Source organism: Massilia sp. YIM B02763 (genome assembly GCF_030412015.1).
In the GTDB taxonomy this organism is placed as follows: domain Bacteria; phylum Pseudomonadota; class Gammaproteobacteria; order Burkholderiales; family Burkholderiaceae_D; genus Telluria.
On sequence record NZ_JASNRD010000031.1, the window covers coordinates 16,700 to 39,511 of the forward strand.

The window sequence follows — 22,812 nt, forward strand, 5'->3', positions numbered from 1 at the left end:
GTGCCCGGCAATGCCGGGCACGACGTCTTTTGGGTCAGCGGATCACATCCAGCCTGGTCCGCTGCCCACCCTTGTACGTGAACAGCGTCAGCGCCCCATCCTTGATGTCGCCGTACTGGTCGAACTGGATGGTGCCCGTCACGCCCTCGTACTTGATCGCCTTCAGCGCCGGCAGGTACCTGGCCGGGTCGGCCGACCTGGCGTTCTGCATGGCCGTGGCCATCACCATCACCGAATCGTAGACGTAGGGCGCGTACAGCTGCACGTCCTGGTTGAACTTCTTCTTGTAGCGGGCGCGGAAGTCGTCCATCGCCTTTTCCTGCGGCCCCTTCACGCCACCCGCCTCGGCGCAATAGACCTTGCCGTCGACCAGGCCGTCGCCGGCCAGGCGCGCCAGCGCATTGGTGCACATGCCGTCGCCGCCCATGAAGTAGGCGTCGATGCCCAGCGCCTTGATCTGCTTGAGCATGGGGCCGGCCACCGAATCCATGCCTCCGAAGAACACCAGGTCCGGCTTCTTCGCCTTGATCGACGTGAGGATGGCCGTGTAGTCGGTGGCGGTGGCGCTGGTGAATTCGCGGCCCACGACCTTCACGCCGGGCTTCTTCGTGCCTTTCACGAACTCGTCGGCCACGCCCTGGCCGTAGGTGCTGCGGTCGTCGATGACGGCGATGTTCTTGACCTTCAGCGTCTCGATCGCGTACTTGCTCAGGGTGCCGCCCAGCTTGGCGTCGCTGGCGACGGTGCGGAACGCGCCCGGGAAGCCCTGGCGCGTGTAGCGGGGCGCCGTCGTGGCCGGCGAGATCTGGACGATGCCGGCGTCGTCGTAGATCTTCGACGCGGGGATCGAGGTGCCGGAGTTCAGGTGGCCGATCACGCCGTTGACGTGGGCGTCGACGAGCTTCTGCGCCACCGCCGTGCCCTGCTTGGGATCGGCGCCGTCGTCCTCGGCGACCAGTTGCAGCGTGACCTTCTGGCCGTTGATGGCGTAGCCCTTGGCGCCGAGCTCGTCGATCGCCATGCGGGCGGCATTTTCCATGTCCTTGCCGAGGTGGGCGCTGGGGCCGGAGATCGGCGCCACGTGGCCGATCTTGACGACCTGCTGGGCGCCGGCGGCACTGGTCCAGGCCAGGGCGAGCGCGAGGGCGATGCGTTGTGTGTTCGACTGCATGAAGCTCTCCTGGCGAATGAGGAAAGGTGCAGCGCAACGTATTTGCGCAAGGCAAAAGTTACAGCAATTTGCTTGCCCGGCAAAGCGTTCTGAAGGAGAAATGCAGGATGCATGGCCAGGGGCCGGATCGTCCCTCTGGACGGGGCAGGCGACGTCAGGAACGCGACTTCAGGTGCGACAGCTCCTGGGCGACGGCACGCTCGACCACCTGCTCGACGGTCTGCCGCAGCCCCTCGTGCAGTTCCAGCGCGAGACGGGCGACGACGTGGTCGAGCACGGGCGCCATGCTGGTGCGGACCTGGTCTTCCAGCACCAGCGCGATACGGTCCTGCAGGCGGTCGAGCACGCGCGCGACCAGGCGTTCCTCGAGCGCGCGCCAGGCGTCGTCGTCGAGGCCCGCCGCCGTCGGCGCTTCCGCCGCCGCCTCGGCCTGTCCAGGCGCGGACGCAGGCGCAGGCGCGGTTTCCTGCACCACCTCGGTCAGTACGGGGATGCTTTCGTCGTCGTTCATGATTGCCCCGCCACGAAGTGGGTCAGCGGATACTGCTGGCGCTTGTAGGCGACGTAGCGCGTGCGCCCGGCGGCGGCGTCCTCCTCGTCGGTCGAGATGATCTCGAACACGCGCGCGAAGCTGTCGAAGCCGGCCGGGGTGCGGCGCGTCAGGTTGACCAGCATGTCGCGGTGCGGCAGCTCGGCGCCTTCGTCGAAGGTGACGATCACCGGCGTTTCCGGCGCCAGCGGGTCGCCCGCCATCACGTGCGGGATGAAGTCGGTGCCGGACAGCGTCCACAGCGCCTCGTTCAGTTGCGCGGCCTGGTCCGGGCCGTCGGCCAGCAGCACGACTTTGCCGCGCGCCGCATAGGCCTTGCGCGCCAGGCGGCAGGCGTAGCTCAGCTTGTCGGGGATATTGGTATGGAAATCGATCCGGGTCATGGTCAGAACTGGAAGTCGGGTGGCGTGTCGTCGTCGCGCCTGCGCGGTTCGGGCGGGCGCTCCGGCGGTGCGGCCTGGGCGTCGGGTGCCGCCGGCGCCTCGGACGCGGCGGTGGGAGCGGCCGGCTGGGGCGGCGCCTGGCGGTAGCCGGGCGGCAGCAGCGAGGCGCGCGGATAGGCGGCCGCCGTCAGCGCCTCGTCCCAGGCGGCGGCCTGGAAGCCGGCGATCTTCTGGCGGCCCACGAGCAGCAGCGGCACCTCGCTCTTGCCGCTCAAGCGGCGCAGCGCCTGTTCGTCGGCGCGGGTGCCCACGGTGCGCTCGGAAAACGGGATGCCGCGCCCGCGCAGCAGCGCGCGGCCCTGGTCGCAGGCGTCGCAGCGGCTGCTCGTGTACAGCACGACGGGAAAGTCCTGAACGGCGCGCGCCAGCGCGTAGGGCAGGGCGGGCGCGGCCGCCGGCTCGCTGGCTGCGCGCAGCGCGCGGGCCTGCTGGCCGGCCGGCGGAGCGTCGCCGTAATGGGTGACGCCTTGCGCATCCTTCCAGGTATAGACCTGGGCGGCGGCGGCGGGGACGGAAGCGGCGCTGGCACAGGCACACAGCAGCCCGAGCGCCGCCGGCGCGCGCCTTCCACCGTGCCGTCCGTGTGCCCGCCTCATCGCGCCCCCATCACGCCGTCACGGCCTTCAAGCGTGCTGCTCTTGCATGCCGCTGTGGCGCAGCAGCGCATCGATCCGCGGTTCGCGGCCACGGAAGGCCTTGAACGACTCGAGCGCCGGGCGCGAGCCGCCCACCGACAGGATCTCGCGATGGAAGCGCTTGCCCGTTTCGTCCAGCAGCGAACCGCCGCCCGCTTCGACGGCTTCCTCGAACGCCGCATAGGCGTCGGCCGACAGCACTTCCGCCCACTTGTAGCTGTAGTAGCCCGCCGCGTAGCCGCCGGCGAAGATGTGGCCGAACGAGTGCTGGAAACGGTTGAACGAAGGCGGTACCAGCACGGCGAACTTGGCGCGCACGTCGTCCACCAGGTCCTGTACGGTCTTCTGGCTGTTCGGGTCGAAGTCGTAGTGCAGGTGCATGTCGATCAGCGAGAACTCGACCTGGCGCAGCGTCTGCATGCCGGACTGGAAGTTCTTCGCCGCCAGCATCTTGTCGTACAGCGCGCGCGGCAGCGGTTCGCCTGTCTTCACGTGCGCCGTCATGCCCTGCAGGACGTCCCACTCCCAGCAGAAGTTTTCCATGAACTGCGAGGGCAGTTCGACGGCATCCCATTCCACGCCCGAGATGCCGGACACGGACAGCTCGTCCACTTCCGTCAGCATGTGGTGCAGGCCGTGGCCGAATTCGTGGAACAGCGTCGTCACCTCATCGTGCGTGAACAGCGACGGCTGCAGCTTGCCGTCGGCGTCCGGCGCCGGCGGCGTGAAGTTGCAGGTCAGGTAGGCGATCGGCGTCTGCACGATGCCGCCGGTGGTGAGCCTGCGGCCGCGCGCGTCGTCCATCCAGGCGCCCTGGCCCTTGCCGGGACGGGCGTACAGGTCCAGGTAGAACTGTCCGATCAGTTCACCATTCTTCTCGATGCGGAAGAAGCGCACGTCCGGATGCCACACGGGCGCGTCGTCCGGGGCGATGGTCACGCCGAACAGCGTCGAGATCACGCCGAACAGGCCGGCCACGACCTTGTGTTCGGGGAAGTATTCCTTCACTTCCTGGGCCGAGAACGCGTAGCGTTTTTCGCGCAGCTTTTCCGACGCGTAGGCCACGTCCCAGGCCTGCATGTCCGCCAGGCCCAGCTCGTCCTTGGCGAAGGCGCGCAGCTCGGCCAGGTCCTTTTCCGCATACGGACGGGCGCGGCGCGCCAGGTCTTCCAGGAACTCGATCACGTGTTCCGGGCTCTCGGCCATCTTCGGCTCCAGCGACACGTGGGCGAAGCTCCGGAAGTCCAGCAGCTTGGCTTCCTCGTCGCGCAGCTTCAGGAGCTGGGCGATGTTCGAGGTGTTGTCCCATTTCTCGACTTCCGAGAACACGGTGCCCATCTCGGACGCCTTGGTCGCGTTGGCGCGGTAGATCTTCTCGCGCAGGGCGCGGTTGTCGGCGAACTGCAGCACGGGGAAGTAGGACGGGAAGTGCAGCGAGAACTGCCATCCCTGTTTGCCGTCGCGTTCGGCGGCCGCGCGCGCGGCCTGCTTCGCGTCGTCCGGCAGGCCGGCCAGCTCGGCTTCGTCCTGCACCAGCAGTGTATAGTCGTTGGTGGCGTCCAGCACGTTCTCCGAGAAGCGGGTCGAGAGGGCGGCCTGCTGTTCCTGGATCTCGGCGAAGCGCTCCTTCTGCTGTTCCGGCAGCTCGGCGCCGCCCAGGCGGAAGTCGCGCAGCGCGTTCTCGACGATGCGCTTGCGGGCCGGCGACAGGTTCACGAAGCCCGGATTGGCGCGCAGCTGCTTGTACTTGTCGAACAGCGCCTCGTTCTGGCCCAGCTCCGTCCAGAACTCGGTCACCTTCGGCTGGTTCTCGTTGTAGGTGGCACGCAGCTCGGGCGTGTCCATCACGTGGTTCAGGTGGTTGACCACGCCCCAGGCGCGGCCGAGGCGCTCCGTCGCTTCCTCCAGCGGCACCACGAAGTTGTCCCAGCTGACATCGGTGCCGGAAGCGGGCGCTTCGAGCGCCTGCACCACCTTGCGAGCATCCGCGATCAATGCTTCGAGCGCCGGAGTGACGTGCTCGGGGCGGATCGCGTCGAATCGGGGCAGGCCCGAGAAATCGAGAAGGGGATTGCTGGTATCGATGCTCATGGTGTTCCTTTCAAAAGTTCATGCAATGCCCGGCTGCGGAACCATGCCCGCGCCCGGGGCAGTTTTTTCCTGGCCTGCGTCTTGACTCTTGGCAAGACGGCGCTCCGCCGACTCGAGGGTATTCATCAACAGCATGGTAATCGTCATCGGGCCCACGCCGCCCGGCACCGGGGTAATGTGCGCGGCCACTTCCTTGACGCTGTCGAAGTCGACGTCGCCGCACAGCTTGCCCTCGTCGTTGCGGTTGATGCCCACGTCGATCACGATGGCGCCCGGCTTGACCATGTCGCCGGTCAGCGTGTTGCGGCGGCCGACCGCGGCCACGACGATGTCGGCCTGGCGCGTGTGGTAGCCCAGGTCCGAGGTCCCGCTATGGCATATGGTCACGGTGGCATTCTGTTGCAAGAGCAGCAGTGCCATCGGCTTGCCGACGGTATTGCTGCGGCCGATCACGACGGCATGCTTGCCGCGCAGGTCGACGCCGGTGGTCTCGATCAGCTTCATGCAGCCGTACGGCGTGCACGGACGGAAGCCCGGCAGATTGGCGACCAGTTCGCCGGCCGACAGCACCGAATAGCCGTCCACGTCCTTGGTGGTGGCGATCGCCTCGATGACCTTGGACGAATCGATGTGCCTGGGCAGCGGCATCTGCACGAGGATGCCGTGGATGGCCGGGTCCGCGTTCAGGGCGGCGATGCGCTCGAGCAGGGCGGCTTCGGAGAAGTCGGCCTCGTATTTCTCCAGCACGGAGTGGAAGCCCACGTCGGCGCAGGCCTTGACCTTGTTGCGCACGTAGACGTGGCTGGCCGGATCGTCGCCGACGATGATGACCGCCAGGCCGGGCTGCATGCCGCGCTCGGTGAGGGCGGCGGCGCGGGCGGCGATGTCGGTGCGCAGTTGTTGGGAAAGTTTGACTCCGTCGATCAGTTGGGCGGTCATGGCGGGAACTCGTTGGCTGGACAAAGACGCGATTATAAGCGTCTGCCGTGGTAGCGGCCGGAAACGCGCGCCACCGGCGCCCGTTCGACTGCATATTGATGCCCGCGTCCGGATGCTCGGGGCCGCCCGGCAGGCGTCTGGAAGGGCAAAAATGTGCGGTTGCAGCATTTTTGAAAATGTGCAAAGGCAGCATTCATGCGGCTTGGCTAGGGTTTTATCACATTATGAAATTGAATATCGTATTTTGAAAAACGCCCCATCCACTGGTAAAATCGGCAGGCTTTATTTTAGGGATAGTCTTTTCCCCACCATGCGTCCGGAGCTGGTTCGGAATCGAGTGGGGCACCAACTCAAGGAGACGTAGCAATGTCAGCTCAACTCGACCAGTTGACGGCCCAAGCCGCCAACGACCCGGATTCGCTCGAGACCAAGGAATGGCTCGACGCGCTCGAGGCAGTCATCGAATTCGAAGGCACCGATCGCGCCCACTACCTGCTGGAGCGCCTGGTCGACCTGGCCCGCCGCCGCGGCGCCCACGTCCCGTTCTCGAGCAACACCGCCTACGTGAACACCATCCCGGCGCACCTGGAAGAACACTGCCCGGGCAACCTCGAATACGAAGAGCGCCTGCGCTCGTGGATGCGCTGGAACGCGATGGCGATGGTGGTCAAGGCCAACCGCGCCGACGGCGACCTGGGCGGCCACATCTCGTCCTTCGCCTCGCTGGCCAACATGCTGGGCATCGGCTTCAACCACTTCTGGCAGGCCCCGAGCGAGAACCACGGCGGCGACCTGCTGTACATCCAGGGCCACTCCTCGCCGGGCATCTACGCGCGCGCCTTCCTCGAAGGCCGCATCTCCGAAGAGCAGCTCTTGAACTTCCGCCGCGAAGTCGACGGCAAGGGCCTGTCTTCGTACCCGCACCCGAAACTGATGCCGGACTTCTGGCAGTTCCCGACCGTCTCGATGGGCCTGGGCCCCCTGATGGCGATCTACCAGGCGCGCTTCCTGAAGTACCTGCACGCCCGCGGCATCGCCGACACCGAAGCCCGCAAGGTCTGGGTCTTCTGCGGCGACGGCGAGATGGACGAGCCGGAATCGATGGGCGCGATCGGCATGGCCGCGCGCGAAAAGCTCGACAACCTGGTCATGGTCGTCAACTGCAACCTGCAGCGCCTGGACGGTCCGGTGCGCGGCAACGGCAAGATCATCCAGGAACTGGAAGCCGACTTCCGCGGCGCAGGCTGGAACGTCATCAAGGTCGTGTGGGGCTCGCAATGGGACGCCCTGCTGGCCAAGGACAAGGACGGCATCCTGCAGCGCGTGATGATGGAAACCGTCGACGGCGAATACCAGAACTACAAGGCCAAGGACGGCGCCTACGTGCGCAAGCACTTCTTCGGCAAGCACCCGGAGCTGCTGAAGATGGTCGCCAACATGAGCGACGACGACATCTGGCGCCTGACCCGCGGCGGCCACGATCCGCACAAGATCTACGCCGCCTTCAAGAAGGCGCAGGAAAACAAGGGCACCCCGACCGTGCTGCTGGTGAAGACCGTCAAGGGCTTCGGCATGGGCAAGTCGGGCGAGGCGCGCAATACCGCGCACCAGACCAAGAAGCTGGACGACGAGGCGATCCGCGAGATGCGCGACCGCTTCGCCATCCCCATCCCGGACGACAAGCTGGCCGACATCCCGTTCTTCAAGCCGTCCGACGACGCGCCTGAAATGAAGTACCTGCACGAGCGCCGCAAGGCCCTCGGCGGCTACCTGCCGCAGCGCCGCGAGCAGGCCGACGAGAAGCTGACCGTGCCGGCCCTGGAGACCTTCAAGGCCGTCCTCGACCCGACCGCCGCCGGCCGCGAGATCTCGACCACGCAAGCCTACGTGCGCGTGATCACCGCGCTGCTGAAGGACCAGAGCCTGGGCCAGCGCATCGTCCCGATCCTGGTCGACGAATCGCGTACCTTCGGCATGGAAGGCCTGTTCCGCCAGATCGGCATCTTCAGCCAGCAGGGCCAGCTGTACGAGCCGGTCGACAAGGACCAGGTCATGTATTACCGCGAGGACAAGGCCGGCCAGATCCTCCAGGAAGGCATCAACGAAGCGGGCGGCATGAGCTCGTGGATCGCCGCGGCGACGTCGTACTCGACGAACAACCGCGTGATGATCCCGTTCTACACCTTCTACTCGATGTTCGGCATGCAGCGCGTGGGCGACCTGGTCTGGCTGGCCGGCGACATCCGCGCCCGCGGCTTCCTGATGGGCGGCACCGCCGGCCGCACCACGCTGAACGGCGAAGGCCTGCAGCACGAGGACGGCCACAGCCACATCATCGCGGCCACGGTCCCGAACTGCATTCCGTACGACCCGACCTACGCGCACGAAGTCGCCGTGATCATCCAGGATGGCCTGCACCGCATGGTGGAGAAGCAGGAAGATGTGTTCTACTACATCACCATCATGAACGAGAACTACGAGCAGCCGGGCCTGAAGGAAGGCCAGCAGGAAGGCATCCTGAAGGGCATGTACCTGCTCCAGGAAGGCGACAAGTCGGCCGCCAACCGCGTCCAGCTGATGGGCTCCGGCACCATCCTGCGCGAGTCCGTGTTCGCCGCCGAGCTGCTCCAGAACGACTGGGGCGTCGCCGCCGACGTGTGGTCGTGCCCGTCGCTGACGCTGCTGGCCCGCGACGGCCAGGACGTCGACCGCTGGAACCTGGTGCACCCGACCGAGGAAGCGCGCCTGCCGTACGTGACCCAGCTGCTGAAGGACACGAGCGGCCCGATCGTGGCGACCACCGACTACATGCGCCTGTTCGCCGAGCAGATCCGCGCCTACATCCCGAGCGGCCGCACCTACAAGGTGCTGGGCACCGACGGCTTCGGCCGTTCGGATTCCCGCGCCAAGCTGCGCGAGTTCTTCGAGGTGAACCGTTACTACATCACGGTCGCCGCGCTGAAGTCGCTGGCCGAGGAAGGCAAGATCCCGGCATCGAAGGTCGCGGAAGCGATCGCCAAGTACGGCATCGATCCGAACAAGCCGAATCCGGTGACCCAGTAATGCTCTTGCCCGCACGTGCATGAATGGCCGTGCGGGCCTGAATGAACGTCGTCCCTGCGAAGGCGTGAAACAGTCCAGTGGACTGTTTCACCCCATACCGAGTATCCGAAGTCGCAACGTTGCCGCTTCTTCCAGCTTGGTATGGGCTCCTGCCTTCGCAGGAGCGACGGATGAGCGAACGATAAGAATACGGAGCTAACACACTATGAGCATTGTGGAAGTCAAAGTCCCCGACATCGGCGACTTCAAGGAAGTGGAAGTCATCGAACTGATGGTCAAGCCGGGCGACACCATCAAGGTCGACCAGTCGCTGATCACGGTGGAATCGGACAAGGCGAGCATGGAGATCCCCTCCAGCCACGCCGGCGTCGTCAAGGAAATCAAGGTCAAGGTCGGCGACAAGGTCGCCGAAGGTTCGCTCGTGCTGACCGTCGAGGAAGCCGCCGGCGCCGCGCCGGCCGCGGAAGCTGCCCCGGCTCCGGCAGCCGCCGCGCCGGCAGCCGCACCGGCTCCGGCCGCAGCGCCCGCACCGGCTCCCGCAGCCGCACCGGCACCTGCTCCGGCACCGGCCGCTGCGCCGGCACCGGCACCGGCCGCAGCACAGGCACCTGCAGCGTCCGCCCCGGCCGCGAGCTTCGCCACCGCCCATGCCTCGCCGTCCGTGCGCAAGTTCGCGCGCGAGCTGGGCGTCGACCTGAACAAGGTCAAGGGTTCGGGCCAGAAGGGCCGCATCACCCAGCAGGACGTGCAGGGCTTCGTCAAGAGCGCCCTGGCGGCCGGTCCGGCAGCAAGCCCGGCAGCCGGCGGCGGCGCAGGCATGAACCTGCTGCCGTGGCCGTCGCTCGACTTCAGCAAGTTCGGCCCGACCGAAACCCAGCCGCTGTCGCGCATCAAGAAGATCAGCGGTCCGAACCTGCACCGCAACTGGGTCATGATTCCGCACGTGACCCACTTCGAGGAAGCCGACGTCACCGACCTGGAGCAGTTCCGCGTCGATTCGAACGCCGCCTACGCCAAGGCCAAGTCGGCCACCAAGCTGACCATGCTGGCCTTCGTCATCAAGGCGTCGGTCGCCGCGCTGAAGAAGTTCCCGGCCTTTAATTCGTCGCTGGACGAGCCGAACGGCGCGCTGATCCTGAAGCAGTACTACAACATCGGCTTCGCGGCCGACACGCCGAACGGCCTCGTGGTCCCGGTGATCAAGGACGCCGACAAGAAGTCGGTCTCGCAGATCGCCACCGAGATGACGGAACTGTCGGCGCAGGCACGCGACGGCAAGCTGTCGCCGGCGAACATGCAGGGCGCCACCTTCACGATCTCGTCGCTGGGCGGCATCGGCGGCACCAACTTCACGCCGATCATCAACGCGCCGGAAGTCGCGATCCTGGGCCTGTCCAAGTCGGCGATGAAGCCGGTGTGGGACGGATCGACCTTCCAGCCGCGCCTGATGCTGCCGCTGTCGCTGTCGTACGACCACCGCGTGATCGACGGCGCCGGCGCCGCCCGCTTCGCCGCCTACCTGGCCGACGTGCTGGCCGACCTGCGCAAGACGCTGCTGTAAGGAGCCGACCAGATGAGCACCGTGGAAGTCAAAGTACCGAATATCGGCGATTTCAAGGACGTCGAGATCATCGAGCTGATGGTCAAGCCGGGCGACACGATCAAGGTCGACCAGTCGCTGGTCACCGTGGAATCGGACAAGGCCAGCATGGAGATCCCGTCGACCCACGCCGGCGTCGTGCAGGAACTGAAGGTCAAGGTCGGCGACAAGGTGAACGAAGGTTCGCTGCTGCTGACGGTCGACGAAGCCGGCGCGGGCGCGAGCGCGCCTGCAGCCCCGGCTGCGGCACCTGCCGCTGCCGCGTCGGACAAGCCGGCCGCCCAGATCGGCGCGCAGGCCGTGGCGCCGACGGCTGCCGCAGCACCGACCGACTCGTACGCACCGGCCCATAAAGCCGATGCGGCGGCGCCGAATTCGGTGCCGGCGCCGAACGCGTCGAGCTACAGCGGCCAGGTCGACGTCGAATGCGAGATGATGGTGCTGGGCGCCGGCCCCGGTGGCTACTCGGCCGCCTTCCGCTCGGCGGATCTCGGCATGAACACCGTGCTGGTCGAGAAGTACGCGACGCTTGGCGGCGTGTGCCTGAACGTGGGCTGCATCCCATCGAAGGCGCTGCTGCACGTGGCCGCGATCATCGACGAGACCGCGCACATGGCGGATCACGGCGTCACCTTCGCCAAGCCGGACGTCGACATCGACAAGCTGCGCGCCTACAAGGACAAAGTCATCAAGACGATGACGGGTGGCCTGGCCGGCATGGCCAAGGCGCGCAAGGTCAACGTGGTGCAGGGCGTGGGCAAGTTCCTGAGCCCGAACCACATCGAAGTGACGGGGCCGGACGGCGGCAAGAAGGTCGTCCAGTTCCAGAAGGCGATCATCGCGGCCGGTTCCTCGGTCGTGAAGCTGCCGTTCGTGCCGGAAGACCCGCGCATCGTCGATTCGACGGGCGCGCTGGAACTGCGCCAAGTGCCGAAGCGCATGCTGGTCATCGGCGGCGGCATCATCGGCCTGGAGATGGCGACCGTGTACTCGACGCTGGGCGCACGCATCGACGTCGTCGAGATGATGGACGGCCTGATGCAGGGCGCGGACCGCGAAGCCGTCAAGATCTGGCAGAAGTACAACGCGCACCGCTTCGACAACATCATGTTGAAGACCAAGACCGTCGGCGTGGAAGCGCTGCCGGAAGGGATCAAGGTCAGCTTCGAAGCCGCGGAAGCGGGCCAGCCGGCGCCGGAAGCCCAGGTCTACGACCTGGTGCTGGTGGCCGTGGGCCGCAGCCCGAACGGCAAGAAGATCGGCGCGGACGCCGCCGGCGTGGCGGTCACCGACCGCGGCTTCATCCCCGTCGATGGCCAGATGCGCACGAACGTAGCCCACATCTTCGCCATCGGCGACCTGGTGGGCCAGCCGATGCTGGCGCACAAGGCCGTGCACGAAGCCCACGTCGCCGCGGAAGCCGCGCACGGCGAGAAGGCCTTCTTCGATGCGAAGGTGATCCCGTCGGTGGCCTACACCGATCCGGAAGTGGCGTGGGTCGGCCTGACCGAGGACGAAGCGAAGGCGAAGGGCGTCAAGGTCGAGAAGGGCCACTTCCCGTGGGCCGCCTCGGGCCGCGCCGTCGCCAACGGCCGTTCGGAAGGCTTCACCAAGCTGCTGTTCGACGCCGAGACCCACCGCATCGTGGGCGGCACCATCGTCGGCACCAATGCCGGCGACATGATCGGCGAGATCGCCCTGGCGATCGAGATGGGCGCGGACGGCGTGGACATCGGCAAGACCATCCACCCGCACCCGACGCTGGGCGAATCGATCGGCATGGCGGCGGAAGCCTACGAAGGCGTCTGTACCGACTTGCCGCCGCCGCGCAAGCGCTGATCGTCAGGCTGCAGCAGCAACAAGAACCGGGGCGCTTGCCCCGGTTTTTTTATGCCTTCATCCATGTTGGCGCAGCTACTGCACCTTCGTCGAGAGGAGTTTTTTCAGCGACAGGTTTTCGTGTCCCGAATAAATGATGTCGGCGATCTTCCAGGTTCCGGCGACTCGGATAAGTTCGAAATCGATCTGCTTGCGTTCACCCGTTACGGGATCCTTGAAGGTGACCGATACCTTGCCGGAGCCGACTGTTTGCACATCGAGATCGATCAATCGAGGATCCTGCGAATCGAACAGGATATCGGCGTCGAGGTTGCAGATCCCTTGATATTTGATCTGGCACGCGGCGTCCTTCATCAGCAAGTCGGTCAATGCCGGTGTGAAGTACCGGCTAAGGACTGCTTGGCCTTGATGAGAGATATCTTCGCCAAACAGTTCTTGTTGGCCCGCGAACGCTTGCCACCCAAAATCCTTGTACAGGCGCGCGACGACGGCAGCCTCGCTGCGCGCTTCAGCCGCGGATGCGGCCGGGGAGTAAGCGAATGCGCATGCGGTCGCCATGAGGATAGCGAGGCATTTAACGGCGATAGACGACATAGCTGGGTTTCTCCCTTGCGTAGGCTGGACCTGGCCAGAATCCGCGTTGTACAAAATCCGATATCCACTGCGTTCCGTCGTAGCCGGCGATATGCCCTGCCTGGTGTCCGTTCGCGGTCGCATTCATGACGACGATATCGCCTTTCTGAAAGGCGAATTCGTCAGGATTATCAACCGAAATCGCATGGAAGCCATTGCGCAACAATATCGGTCCGTAATGTTTTGCGTAATTGGGATGCGACCCGGTATCTGCCCCCGCGGCCTCGAGCGCTCGCCGCACAAATTTGGCACAGCTCGACTGGCTATGGCGTCCCGCATGTGCGCGCAAGTGGCCAGCAAATTTTTCGGTATCGAATGGCATCGCACTGCTCCTGTCATGCGATCTTGTTAGTCGCCAGATCCCAGCCGCCTGCTGTGTTGCCGCCGCTGCCGCCGCTGATTTTCTGCTGCGTATATTTCCACTTGATCTTGGAGTACTTCAGGTTGACGAGCTCCGATAAATAGGTCTCGCTGCCGCCGAGGTGTGGCTTCACCATTCCGACGAGTACATTTTCAAGTTCGATCTCGAAATATTTGACGCGGCTGCCGTTTCCATCGGCACGGAAAAATTCGAATCTTGCCTTGGGAATCGTTTTTCCCATCGCGCATGTTTGGGCAAGGATAGGGGAAGATAGGTCGGCGAGTTTTGAAAATGAGATGTCGTCAAGTTCTGCGCGTTCTGCGGTGTGGCCGCCACCCGTCGATGCCGTGGCACTTTTCGGTTGGAAGACGCCCCAATGGACACCGGTGACTTCGATCCAGTCCTTATGCTTGTCGTCTTGCGATTCGCCCTTGATGCCGTCGATCTGCAGATACACGTCGATTGCCATCGCTGCCTCCGAAAGTAAGAAATGTCGAGGCGTGATATTCGATGTGATACATCCAAATGGGGCATCGCATCGGCACTCGACCGACTCAGGATTCTTGCGAAATCAGGGAAAAGGCAACTCGACAAGAATCAAGCTGCCGGCTGCGCTAGCGCACGTATGGTCGCGTTATGGTTAAATCGGAACCGCAGTGCCTACTGAGATAAGCCTTTTTGGGAAATTAGAATGATGACGAGCAATCGCAGGGCGAACGTGATCGGCGCCATGTCCTTGGCCCTGGCCGGCATGGTGGGTGCCGCCTCGGCCCAGGGCGACCGCTACGTCTCCATGGGCAGCTCCTACGCCGCCGGCCCCGGCGTCGGCCAGCGCGACGCGGCCAGCGGCGGTTGTGGACGCTCGCTGACCAACTACGCGCGCACCGTCGCGCAGAAACACCACCTCGACCTCGTCGACGTCGCCTGCTCGGGCGCCACGACGGAGAACATCCTCGTGCGCGGCCAGCACGGCTTTCCCGCTCAGATCGAGGCCGTGACGCCGGGCACGCGCCTGGTGTCGATCCTCATCGGCGGCAACGACGTCGCCTACGTGGGCGATCTGTTCGGGTTCTCGTGCCGCAGCGAAGGGAAGGGCGATTGCAAGGTGTCGGACACGGCGCAGCTCGAACAGCGCTTCACGGCCTTGCCAGCATCGCTCGACCGCGTCGTCGCGGCAGTCCGCAAGCGGGCGCCGGAAGCGCGCATCGTGCTGGTCGGCTACCTGCCGGCGGTCCCCGAGGATGCCCGCAAGACGTGCGCGGCGCTCCCGTTGACGCGCGACGAGGCGCAGCGCATGCGTGCCACGATGACGCGCCTGACGCAGGTGTTCGAAGCCACCGCGCAGCGCAATCGCGTGGAGCTGGTACAGGCGTCCACGCTGGGGGCCGGCCACGACGCCTGCGCGCCGGACAACTACATCACGGGATATCGCCCGGCGCGCGTGCCGAGCTGGGACGAGCCGGTCGGCTATCACCCGACGCAGGCGGGCATGGACCGCGTGGCGGCGGAGATCGACCGGATCCTGGCAAAGTAACGGTCAAGGGCGGTCGCCGCCGCCGTGCCACAGCCGCTCCATCGACAGGTAGGTGTACGACGCCGTCCACCCCATCAGCAGCATGCCGTTCAACGCCTCCAGACCCGCCAGCAGGCGCAGGTCGCCGAACGGCAGCACGTCGCCGTAGCCCAGCGTCGTGTAGGTCTCGGCCGAGAAGTACAGGCAGCGCGAGAAAGGCAGCGGTCCCGGCGTGCCCATGCCGCCCACGTGGAAGCGCGTCGCCAGCACGTAGTAGGCGACGCCGTACAGCAGGATCTCGGCGAAGTGGGCGACGAACGCGCCCAGGATGACGAACACGAGGCGCAGGCGCGGTTCGATGCGCAGGGCCGGCAGCACGGCCGTCAGCAGGCGCAGCACCTCGTAGTGGACCACCGTGGTGGCCACCAGCAGGAACAGGCAGGCGGTGCCGACGATGAACATGGCGTCCCGCGCCTCAAACCTGGGTCGCCGGCTCTTTCGGCTGCACGGCCGGCTGCCTGGCCTTGCGTCCGCCGAACAGCTTGCTGACGACGACGTAGAACATCGGGATCATCAGCGTCGCCACGAAGGTGGCCGTGAGCATGCCGCCGATCACGCCGGTGCCGATCGCGTGCTGGCTGGCGGCGCCCGCGCCGCGCGAGATCGCCAGCGGCAGCACGCCCAGCACGAAGGCCAAGGACGTCATGAGGATAGGACGGAGGCGCAGGTGGGCGGCCTCGGTGGCGGCTTGCTCGGCGCTCGCGCCCTCCAGCTGGCGCATGTGGGCGAATTCGATCATCAGGATCGCGTTCTTGGCCGACAGGCCGATGGTCACCAGCAGGCCCACCTGGAAATAGACGTCGTTGGCCAGGCCGCGCGCCATGGTCGCCGCCAGCGCGCCCAGCACGCCCAACGGCACCACCAGGATCACGGCGACGGGAATCGACCAGCTCTCGTACAGCGCGGCCAGGCACAGGAACACGACCAGGATCGACAGCGCATACAGCAGCGGCGCCTGGTTGCCGGACTGCTTCTGCTGGTAGGAGGTGCCCGTCCATTCGAAGCCGATCCCTTTCGGCAGCTGGCGCGCCAGCTCCTCCATCGCGGCCATCGCGTCGCCCGAGCTCTTGCCCGGCGCGCCCTGGCCCTGGATGTTCATCGATTCGACGCCGTTGTAGCGCTGCAGCTGCGAGGGGCCGCTGATCCAGTGGCTGCTGGCCAGTGCGGTGAACGGCACCATGGCGCCGTCGCCGTTGCGCACGTACAGGCGCGACAGATCGTCCGGGTTCATGCGGAAGGGCGCGGCCGCCTGTACGTAGACGCGCTTGATGCGGTTGTCGGTGTCGAGGAAGTTGTTGACGTAGCGCGAGCCCCAGGCGATCGAGAAGGCCTGGTCGATGTCGGCCGGGGAGACGCCGAAGGCGCCCGCCTTCTCGCGGTCGACGTCGATCTTGAAGCCGGGGCTGTCGGCCACGCCGTTGTAGCGTACCTGGGCCAAGTCCGGGTGCTTGCGCGCGGCGGCCAGCAGCTGGTCGCGGGCGCGCGCCAGCGCGTCGTGGCCCAGGCCGGCGCGGTCCTGCAGCTGGAAGTCGAAGCCGGCGGCATTGCCCAGGCCGCGGATCGGCGGCGGGCTGGTGGGGAAGATGATGGCCAGGTTGCTGGCACCGAAGCGCTTCTTGATGCGGTCCGACAGCGCCTCCACGGAGAACTTGTCGTCCTTGCGCTCGTCCCAGTCCTTCAGGCGCACGAAGATCTGGCCCTGGCTCTGGTTACGGCCGGCGTTGTTGTTGCCGTTGACGGTGAAGGTGGCCGTGACCATGTCCGACTCTTCCTTCAGCAGATAGGTGGCGATCTGGTCCAGCACCACGCCCGTGCGCGATTGCGGCGTGCCGGCCGGCGTCTGCACCTGCACGAACAGGTAGCCCTGGTCCTCGTTGGGCAGGAAGGACGTGGGCAGGCGCAGGAACATCAGGCCCACGGCCGCCAGCACGGCGCCGTACACCAGCATCCAGCGCACGGGACGCTTGTAGATGCCCTGGGTGCGCTTGACGTACCAGTCGCGGCTGCGCTCGAAACCGCGGTTGAACCAGCCGAAGAAGCCCTTGTCGTGCGCTTCCGGCGCCTTGAGCATCATGGCGCACAGCGCCGGCGTGAGCGACAGCGCGACGAACACGGACAGCAGCATCGAAGCGACGATGGTCAGCGCGAACTGGCGGTAGATCGCGCCCACGGTCCCCGGCGAGAACGCCACCGGCACGAACACGGCGCACAGCACCATCGCCACGCCGACCAGGGCGCCGCTGATTTCTTCCATGGCCTTGCTGGTCGCTTCCTTGGCCGGCAGCTTTTCTTCCTGCATGATGCGCTCGACGTTCTCGACGACGACGATGGCGTCGTCGACCAGCAGGCCGATCGCCAGCACCAGGCCGAACATCGACAGCGTGTTGATGGTGAATCCCAGCGCGGCCATCAGGCCGAAGGTCCCCAGCAGCACGACGGGCACGGTGATCGAGGGGATCAGGGTGGCGCGGATGTTCTGCATGAACAGGTACATCACGAGCACCACCAGCACGATGCCTTCGATGAGCGTCTTGACCACTTCCTCGATCGACACCTTGATGAACGGGGTGACGTCGTTCGGGTACACGACCTTCAGGCCCTTGGGGAAGATCGGCTCCAGCTCCTTGATGCGGGCGCGGATCAGTTCCGCCGTCTGCAGCGCGTTGGCGCCCGGCGCCAGCTGCACGCCCAGGCCGGACGAGGGCTCGCCGTTGTAGCGGTTGTCGACGATGAAGTTTTCCGGGCCCCGTTCGATGCGTGCGACGTCGCGCAGGCGCACGATGGCACCGTTCTTTTCCGACTTCAGCACCACGGCGCCGAAGTCCTCGGGCGTGCGCAGCAGCGTCGAGCCGGTGATGGTGGCGGCCAGCTGCTGGTCGCTGGCGGCGGGCAGGCCGCCGATCTGGCCGGCCGACACCTGCACGTTCTGCGCCGTCAGCGCGCTGGTGACGTCCATCGGATTCAGGGCGAAGGAGTTCAGCTTGGACAGGTCGAGCCAGACCCGCATCGCGTACTGGGTGCCGTACACGTTCAGGTCGCCCACGCCTTCGACGCGGCTGAGCGGATCCTGCACCCGCGAGGCGAGGAAGTTGGCGATGTCGTACTTGCTCATGCTGTGGTCGGTCGAGACGAAGCCGATCACCATCAGGAAGGAACTGCTCGACTTGGTCACGCGCACGCCCGTTTGCTGCACCTGGGCCGGCAGCAGCGGCGTGGCCAGCTGCAGCTTGTTCTGCACCTGCACCTGGGCGATGTCGGGATCGGCCCCGCTCTCGAAGGTCAGCGTGGTGGTCGAGCGGCCGCTGTCGTCGCTGGTGGACGCCATGTACATCAGCTTGTCGATGCCGCTCATCTGCTGCTCGATCACCTGCACCACCGTGTTCTGCATCGTCGACGCCGAGGCGCCCGCATAGCTGGCGTTGATCTGGATGGACGGCGGCGCGATCGGCGGGAACTGCTCGATCGGCAGCGTGAAGATCGACAAGCCGCCGCCCAGCATGACCAGGAGGGACAGGACGATCGCGAAGATCGGGCGGGCAATGAAGAACTTCGGCATGGCGGATCCAGTCGACTTGCGGCGGGTTATCGTAAGAATACGGCCTGTTGGATGCACGTAGCGAGCACGTATTCAGCAGTGCGCCGTGCAGCTTACCAAGAACCGGAGCCCAGGTGGGTGCCGGCTACACTGTGATACAGAACGATACGCAGCGCCCCTGTAGAAATGCTGTTCTAATAGGGTTTTCGCTTCGTGCGATACGATACGTTACAAGGATTTCTCATGACCATCGCATTCATCGGCCTGGGCGCCATGGGGCAGCACATGGCCGCCAGGCTGCTGGCTTCCGGCCAGCCCGTCCACGTCTGGAACCGCAGCCCCGAACCCGTGCAGGCGCTGGTGCAGCAGGGCGCCAAGCCGGCGGCGACGCCCGCCGAGTGCGGCATCGCCGACGTCGTGTTCACCATGCTGGCCGACGATGCCGCCACCCGTGCCGTGCTGCTCGACGGCGGCGTGCTCGCGGCCATGGCGCCGGGCAGCATCCACGTCAACATGGCCACCGTCTCCGTCGCGTTCGCGCGCGAGATGGCGGCGCTGCACGTCGAGCGCGGCATCGGCTACGTGGCGGCGCCCGTGCTGGGCCGCGTGGACGTGGCGGCCGCGGGCAAGCTGAACATCCTGGCCGGCGGCAGCGACGAACTCGTCGCGCGCGTGCAGCCGCTGCTGGACCTGATGGGCCAGAAGACCTGGCGCTTCGGCACCGCGCCGGAACAGGCGAATGCCGTCAAGCTCGCGTGCAACCTGATGCTGGCCTGCGCCATCGAGGCGACGGGCGAGGGCACGGCGCTGGCGCGCGCGCATGGCGTGGCGCCGGCCGGCTTCATCGACCTGATCACCAGCACCCTGTTCGCCGGCTCGCCCGTCTACAAGGGCTATGGCGGGATGATGGCGGAGGAGCGCTACAGCCCGGCGGGATTCAAGCTGTCGCTGGGCCTGAAGGACGTGCGCCTGGCGGTGGAGGCGGGCCAGGACCAGGGCTTGCCGCTGGCCTTCGGCGAGACCTTGCAGGCCACGCTGCAGGATGCGGTGGACCAGGGCGACGCCGACCTGGACCTGGCCGCGCTGGGCAAGCACGCGGCGCGGCGCGGCGGTTTGTAAGGCGCAGCCCGGCCGGGCCGGGCATGGTGCACTGCGTCAACCGTGCGAACGCGACCTCGACCGGATGCTAGACTTTTTGCATCCAGAGTCGAAGGAGCCGTTTTGCGCTTGCGTTTTTCCCTCAGTTTCCTGATCCTTTTATTGGTCGCGCTGATGATGCCTCCCGGCTTCGCCGCTCCCGGCGAACCGGCGGAGGCGCCCGCCGCGGCCGTGCAGCCCGACCCGCTCAAGCGCGAGACGCCGCGCTCGATGGTGTCCGGCCTGATCGAGGCGCTGGCCGAACTCGATTACGACCGGGCCGTCCAGTACATGGACTTGCCCGCCGGCGGCAGCAGCAAGCAGCGCCTGGCCGCCGTCAGCCAGGCGCGCGCCTTCCACGCGCTGCTGGACAACGGCGGCACGCTCAAGCCGTTCGCGGCCCTGTCCAACGACGCCGCCGGCAGGATCGACGACGATCTTCCCATCGACCAGGAAGACATCGGCGAAGTCACGCTGCAGGGCAAGAAGGTGCCGATCCTGCTGGAGCGCGGCAAGGACGGCGACCTGCAGGTCTGGCGGATTTCCAGCGCGACGCTGGACCAGGTCGCGGCGGCCACCAGGCGCGATCCGGCGGCGCAGAAGGCCGTGCAGGAAGGCGAACAGGATGGCTACATCGTCGCCGGCGCGCCGCTGAAGGACTGGGGCCTGCTGCTCGGCACCGGCCTGCTCGTGTTCGGCGGCCTGTGGCTGTTTTCGGCGCTCGTGGTGGCGCTCATCCGCAAGCTCGCCGGCGCATCGACCAACGGCGTCTACCGTTTCCTGGAGGCGGCGCTGCCGCCCGTGAGCCTCCTGATCGCGGTATTCGTGTTCTACAACTGGGCCGAGCGCCTGTCCGTCGCCATCGTGGCGCGCCAGACGCTGCTGCGCTACACGGGCATCGTCAGCGTCATCGCCTTCGTGTGGTTCGGCCTGCGCCTGGTCGACGCCGTGGCCGCGCTGGCGATCGCGCGCATGCAGCGCAGCCAGCGGCGCCAGATCGTCTCCGTCATCACCCTGCTGCGGCGGACCGCCAAGGTCCTGCTGCTGGTGCTGTCCGGGATCGGCATCCTCGACACCTTCGGCATCGACGTCACCACGGGCATCGCGGCGCTGGGCATCGGCGGCATCGCGCTGGCGCTGGGCGCGCAGAAGACCGTGGAGAACCTGGTCGGCAGCGTGACCGTGATCGCCGACCGCCCGATGCAGGTGGGCGACTTCATCAAGGTCGGCGACGTGGTGGGCACGGTGGAGGACGTCGGCATCCGCTCGACCCGCATCCGCACCGGCGAGCGCACCGTGGTCACGATCCCGAACGGCGACCTGTCGGCGCGCCAGATCGAGAACTTCGCGGAGCGCGACCGCTTCCTGTTCAATCCCGTGATCGCCATCAGCTACCGGACGCCCCACGCCAAGCTGAAGGAAGCCATCGGCATCGTCCAGCAGGTGCTGGCGCAGGAAAAGAACATGGCGGAAGGCCACCGCGCCCGCCTGGGCAGCATCAGCGACCGCGCCTTCAATATCGAGGTGTTCGCGTACATCGACGTGCGCGAGTTCGATACCCAGGTCATCATCCGCGAGCAGCTGCTGCTGGCGATCTACGAACGCCTGGAAGCCGCGGGCATCGGCCTGGCCTTCCCGGGGCAGACGATCGCGTACGTACAGGAGGCGCCGGCGGACGGCGCTCCACCCGCGGACGCGGACGACGAGGCCGTACCTGGCCATTAGGAGTGGGTTGTGTGCTGCGGCGCAGTATTACCATCATCATCTTTGCCCATGATGGACTGCTGAAATGACCGTGACATCCCTGCACCGCACACTGACCGTTCCCCTGGCCCTGCTGGCCGCCGCCAACGCCTTCGCCGCCGACGCCGCGCCCGCCGCGGCGCCCCATCCCACCGTGCTGCGCGCCGCGCACATGTTCGACGCCGTCAGCGGCAAGCTGGTCGACCACGCCCAGGTGCTCGTCGTGGGCAACCGCATCACGCGGGTCGGCACGACCGAGATTCCGCCGGATGCCGAGGTGATCGACCTGGGCGACGCCACCATCCTGCCCGGCTTCATCGACACCCACGTGCACCTGTCCGGCCAGACCACGGGCAACTGGTACGGCGACTTCTTCGACAACATGATGCGCTTCCCGGCCGAGCAGGCGCTGTACGGGGCCTATAACGCGCGCGTGACGCTGGAAGCGGGCTTCACGTCGGTGCGCGACCTCGGCGCCACCGACTGGCTGGCGCTGGGCCTGCGCAACGCCATCGATGCCGGCAAGATCCCGGGTCCGCGCATGCTGGTCGCGAACTACGCCGTCGGTTCGACCGGCGGCCACGCCGACCAGGACCCGTATCCGCCGCAGAAGATCGCCGTCGCCGGGCCGCTGCAGGGCGTGTGCAACGGTCCGGCCGAATGCCGCGCGGCGGTGCGCTACCAGATCAAGTACGGCGCCGACGTCGTCAAGTTCATGCCGTCGGGCGGCGTGCTGTCGCTGTCCGATCCCGTCGACACGCCCGAGCTGACGCAGGAGGAAATGGCGGCCATCATCGACGAAGCCCATGCCTGGGGCCGCAAGGCGGCCGCGCACGCGCATGGGGACAAGGCGGCGCGCATCGCGGTGGCGGCCGGCATCGATTCGATCGAGCACGGCAGCTTCGTCGAGGACGAGACGCTGCGCATGATGAAGGCGAAGAATGTCTACCTGGTGCCGACCATCTCGGCCGCCGTCAACGTCGAGGACAAGATCGGCAGCTTCCCGCCGCCGATCGCCGCCAAGGGCCGCGCCGCCTCCGCCCACCTGCGCCAGACCTTCGCCCACGCGGTGAAGATCGGCGTACCGGTGGCGCTGGGCACCGATGCGGGCGTGGGCAAGCACGGCACCAACGCGCGCGAATTCGGCTTCATGGTCAAGGAGGGCCTGAGCCCGTCCCAGTCGCTGATGGCGGGCACGTCGAACGCGGCGCGCCTGCTCGGCACGATCGACCGCGTCGGCACGCTGGAACAGGGCAAGCTGGCCGACATCGTGGCCGTGCCGGGCAATCCGCTGGAGGACATCACGGTCACGGAACGGGTGGTGTTCGTGATGAAGGATGGCGTCGTCATCCGACGTACGGTCAGGTAGGGTGGACGGCTCGCCGTCCACGCGTTCAACCGAGGCGCATGACCAAGCGCATCGGCAGCATGGGCATCGCTTGAACGCGTGGGCGGCACAGCCGCCCACCCTTGTATCTTGATTGAGTTGGTGGTTAGCT

The 22,812-nt window shown here is 66.4% G+C and carries 18 protein-coding genes; 7 read left to right on the plus strand and 11 right to left on the minus strand.

Annotated features, from left to right (window positions below; genetic code table 11):
• Nucleotides 1-34: 34 nt before the first annotated feature.
• From QPK32_RS24515 to folD, 6 genes are all read right to left on the minus strand, one after another.
• The gene (locus QPK32_RS24515; RefSeq protein ID WP_290415403.1) at nucleotides 35-1,171 is read right to left on the minus strand and encodes a branched-chain amino acid ABC transporter substrate-binding protein; all 1,137 of its coding nucleotides are present in this window, start codon (nucleotides 1,169-1,171) and stop codon (nucleotides 35-37) included.
• A 154-nt stretch (nucleotides 1,172-1,325) separates the two neighbouring features.
• Nucleotides 1,326-1,682, minus strand: a complete 357-nt coding sequence (locus QPK32_RS24520; RefSeq protein ID WP_290415404.1) for a hypothetical protein — start codon at nucleotides 1,680-1,682, stop codon at nucleotides 1,326-1,328.
• Nucleotides 1,679-2,104 (minus strand): DNA polymerase III subunit chi, encoded by a 426-nt coding sequence (locus tag QPK32_RS24525; RefSeq protein ID WP_290415405.1) that lies wholly within the window; start codon nucleotides 2,102-2,104, stop codon nucleotides 1,679-1,681. Before QPK32_RS24525 ends, QPK32_RS24520 begins: the two co-directional genes overlap by 4 nt.
• 2 nt (nucleotides 2,105-2,106) lie before the next feature.
• A complete protein-coding gene (locus QPK32_RS24530; protein ID WP_290415406.1) occupies nucleotides 2,107-2,760 on the minus strand; it encodes a glutaredoxin family protein in 654 nt (217 codons plus the stop codon).
• A gap of 27 nt (nucleotides 2,761-2,787) precedes the next feature.
• Complete coding sequence (locus QPK32_RS24535) at nucleotides 2,788-4,890, minus strand: M3 family metallopeptidase (protein ID WP_290415407.1); 2,103 nt, start codon at nucleotides 4,888-4,890, stop codon at nucleotides 2,788-2,790.
• Between the two features lie 18 nt (nucleotides 4,891-4,908).
• On the minus strand, nucleotides 4,909-5,829 hold the full coding sequence (folD, locus tag QPK32_RS24540; RefSeq protein ID WP_290415408.1) for a bifunctional methylenetetrahydrofolate dehydrogenase/methenyltetrahydrofolate cyclohydrolase FolD: 921 nt from the start codon (nucleotides 5,827-5,829) through the stop codon (nucleotides 4,909-4,911).
• A gap of 366 nt (nucleotides 5,830-6,195) precedes the next feature.
• On the opposite strand from folD, the gene aceE reads away from it, so the two are divergent.
• From aceE to lpdA, 3 genes are all read left to right on the plus strand, one after another.
• The gene (aceE, locus tag QPK32_RS24545) at nucleotides 6,196-8,892 is read left to right on the plus strand and encodes a pyruvate dehydrogenase (acetyl-transferring), homodimeric type (protein WP_290415409.1); all 2,697 of its coding nucleotides are present in this window, start codon (nucleotides 6,196-6,198) and stop codon (nucleotides 8,890-8,892) included.
• A gap of 205 nt (nucleotides 8,893-9,097) precedes the next feature.
• A complete protein-coding gene (gene aceF, locus QPK32_RS24550) occupies nucleotides 9,098-10,453 on the plus strand; it encodes a dihydrolipoyllysine-residue acetyltransferase (RefSeq protein ID WP_290415410.1) in 1,356 nt (451 codons plus the stop codon).
• A 12-nt stretch (nucleotides 10,454-10,465) separates the two neighbouring features.
• Nucleotides 10,466-12,331, plus strand: a complete 1,866-nt coding sequence (gene lpdA / locus QPK32_RS24555) for a dihydrolipoyl dehydrogenase (RefSeq protein WP_290415411.1) — start codon at nucleotides 10,466-10,468, stop codon at nucleotides 12,329-12,331.
• Between the two features lie 75 nt (nucleotides 12,332-12,406).
• Here the strand turns inward: lpdA and QPK32_RS24560 are convergent, their stop codons facing one another.
• The 3 genes from QPK32_RS24560 to QPK32_RS24570 are packed head-to-tail and all read right to left on the minus strand — an operon-like array spanning nucleotide 12,407 to nucleotide 13,794.
• Nucleotides 12,407-12,889 carry a DUF3828 domain-containing protein gene (locus tag QPK32_RS24560; RefSeq protein WP_290415412.1) on the minus strand — a complete coding sequence of 161 codons (483 nt, stop codon included), beginning with the start codon at nucleotides 12,887-12,889 and terminating at the stop codon, nucleotides 12,407-12,409.
• A 16-nt stretch (nucleotides 12,890-12,905) separates the two neighbouring features.
• Entirely contained in the window at nucleotides 12,906-13,286 is a 381-nt protein-coding gene (locus tag QPK32_RS24565) for a hypothetical protein (protein WP_290415413.1), read from the minus strand.
• Between the two features lie 13 nt (nucleotides 13,287-13,299).
• Nucleotides 13,300-13,794, minus strand: coding sequence for a type VI secretion system tube protein Hcp (locus QPK32_RS24570; RefSeq protein WP_290415414.1), 495 nt, complete (start codon nucleotides 13,792-13,794; stop codon nucleotides 13,300-13,302).
• Between the two features lie 222 nt (nucleotides 13,795-14,016).
• Here QPK32_RS24570 and QPK32_RS24575 point away from each other — a divergent pair, with 222 nt between their 5' ends.
• Nucleotides 14,017-14,859 (plus strand): SGNH/GDSL hydrolase family protein, encoded by an 843-nt coding sequence (locus tag QPK32_RS24575; protein WP_290415415.1) that lies wholly within the window; start codon nucleotides 14,017-14,019, stop codon nucleotides 14,857-14,859.
• 3 nt (nucleotides 14,860-14,862) lie between these two features.
• On the opposite strand, the gene QPK32_RS24580 is transcribed toward QPK32_RS24575, so the two are convergent.
• Together QPK32_RS24580 and QPK32_RS24585 are read right to left on the minus strand one after the other, a co-directional pair.
• Nucleotides 14,863-15,300 (minus strand): potassium channel family protein, encoded by a 438-nt coding sequence (locus QPK32_RS24580; protein WP_290415416.1) that lies wholly within the window; start codon nucleotides 15,298-15,300, stop codon nucleotides 14,863-14,865.
• Nucleotides 15,301-15,313: 13 nt separating this feature from the next.
• Nucleotides 15,314-18,454, minus strand: a complete 3,141-nt coding sequence (locus QPK32_RS24585) for an efflux RND transporter permease subunit (RefSeq protein WP_290415417.1) — start codon at nucleotides 18,452-18,454, stop codon at nucleotides 15,314-15,316.
• A gap of 222 nt (nucleotides 18,455-18,676) precedes the next feature.
• On the opposite strand from QPK32_RS24585, the gene QPK32_RS24590 reads away from it, so the two are divergent.
• From QPK32_RS24590 to QPK32_RS24600, 3 genes are all read left to right on the plus strand, one after another.
• Nucleotides 18,677-19,552: an NAD(P)-dependent oxidoreductase gene (locus tag QPK32_RS24590; protein ID WP_290415418.1), complete on the plus strand. Its 876-nt coding sequence runs from the start codon at nucleotides 18,677-18,679 to the stop codon at nucleotides 19,550-19,552.
• Between the two features lie 108 nt (nucleotides 19,553-19,660).
• Nucleotides 19,661-21,295, plus strand: a complete 1,635-nt coding sequence (locus tag QPK32_RS24595; protein WP_290415419.1) for a mechanosensitive ion channel family protein — start codon at nucleotides 19,661-19,663, stop codon at nucleotides 21,293-21,295.
• A 64-nt stretch (nucleotides 21,296-21,359) separates the two neighbouring features.
• A complete protein-coding gene (locus tag QPK32_RS24600) occupies nucleotides 21,360-22,682 on the plus strand; it encodes an amidohydrolase family protein (protein WP_290415420.1) in 1,323 nt (440 codons plus the stop codon).
• The last annotated feature ends 130 nt before the right edge of the window (nucleotides 22,683-22,812 follow it).

Excerpts from the sequence above, each read along its gene's own strand:
- QPK32_RS24515 (WP_290415403.1), bottom strand. The coding sequence starts at position 1,171 with ATGCAGTCGAACACACAACGCATCGCCCTCGCGCTCGCCCTGGCCTGG.
- QPK32_RS24600 (WP_290415420.1), top strand. The coding sequence starts at position 21,360 with ATGACCGTGACATCCCTGCACCGCACACTGACCGTTCCCCTGGCCCTG.
- QPK32_RS24575 (WP_290415415.1), top strand. The coding sequence starts at position 14,017 with ATGATGACGAGCAATCGCAGGGCGAACGTGATCGGCGCCATGTCCTTG.
- folD (WP_290415408.1), bottom strand. The coding sequence starts at position 5,829 with ATGACCGCCCAACTGATCGACGGAGTCAAACTTTCCCAACAACTGCGC.
- QPK32_RS24585 (WP_290415417.1), bottom strand. The coding sequence starts at position 18,454 with ATGCCGAAGTTCTTCATTGCCCGCCCGATCTTCGCGATCGTCCTGTCC.
- QPK32_RS24580 (WP_290415416.1), bottom strand. The coding sequence starts at position 15,300 with ATGTTCATCGTCGGCACCGCCTGCCTGTTCCTGCTGGTGGCCACCACG.
- QPK32_RS24535 (WP_290415407.1), bottom strand. The coding sequence starts at position 4,890 with ATGAGCATCGATACCAGCAATCCCCTTCTCGATTTCTCGGGCCTGCCC.
- QPK32_RS24560 (WP_290415412.1), bottom strand. The coding sequence starts at position 12,889 with ATGGCGACCGCATGCGCATTCGCTTACTCCCCGGCCGCATCCGCGGCT.
- QPK32_RS24530 (WP_290415406.1), bottom strand. The coding sequence starts at position 2,760 with ATGAGGCGGGCACACGGACGGCACGGTGGAAGGCGCGCGCCGGCGGCG.
- QPK32_RS24570 (WP_290415414.1), bottom strand. The coding sequence starts at position 13,794 with ATGGCAATCGACGTGTATCTGCAGATCGACGGCATCAAGGGCGAATCG.
- lpdA (WP_290415411.1), top strand. The coding sequence starts at position 10,466 with ATGAGCACCGTGGAAGTCAAAGTACCGAATATCGGCGATTTCAAGGAC.
- QPK32_RS24520 (WP_290415404.1), bottom strand. The coding sequence starts at position 1,682 with ATGAACGACGACGAAAGCATCCCCGTACTGACCGAGGTGGTGCAGGAA.
- QPK32_RS24525 (WP_290415405.1), bottom strand. The coding sequence starts at position 2,104 with ATGACCCGGATCGATTTCCATACCAATATCCCCGACAAGCTGAGCTAC.
- QPK32_RS24590 (WP_290415418.1), top strand. The coding sequence starts at position 18,677 with ATGACCATCGCATTCATCGGCCTGGGCGCCATGGGGCAGCACATGGCC.
- aceE (WP_290415409.1), top strand. The coding sequence starts at position 6,196 with ATGTCAGCTCAACTCGACCAGTTGACGGCCCAAGCCGCCAACGACCCG.
- QPK32_RS24565 (WP_290415413.1), bottom strand. The coding sequence starts at position 13,286 with ATGCCATTCGATACCGAAAAATTTGCTGGCCACTTGCGCGCACATGCG.
- aceF (WP_290415410.1), top strand. The coding sequence starts at position 9,098 with ATGAGCATTGTGGAAGTCAAAGTCCCCGACATCGGCGACTTCAAGGAA.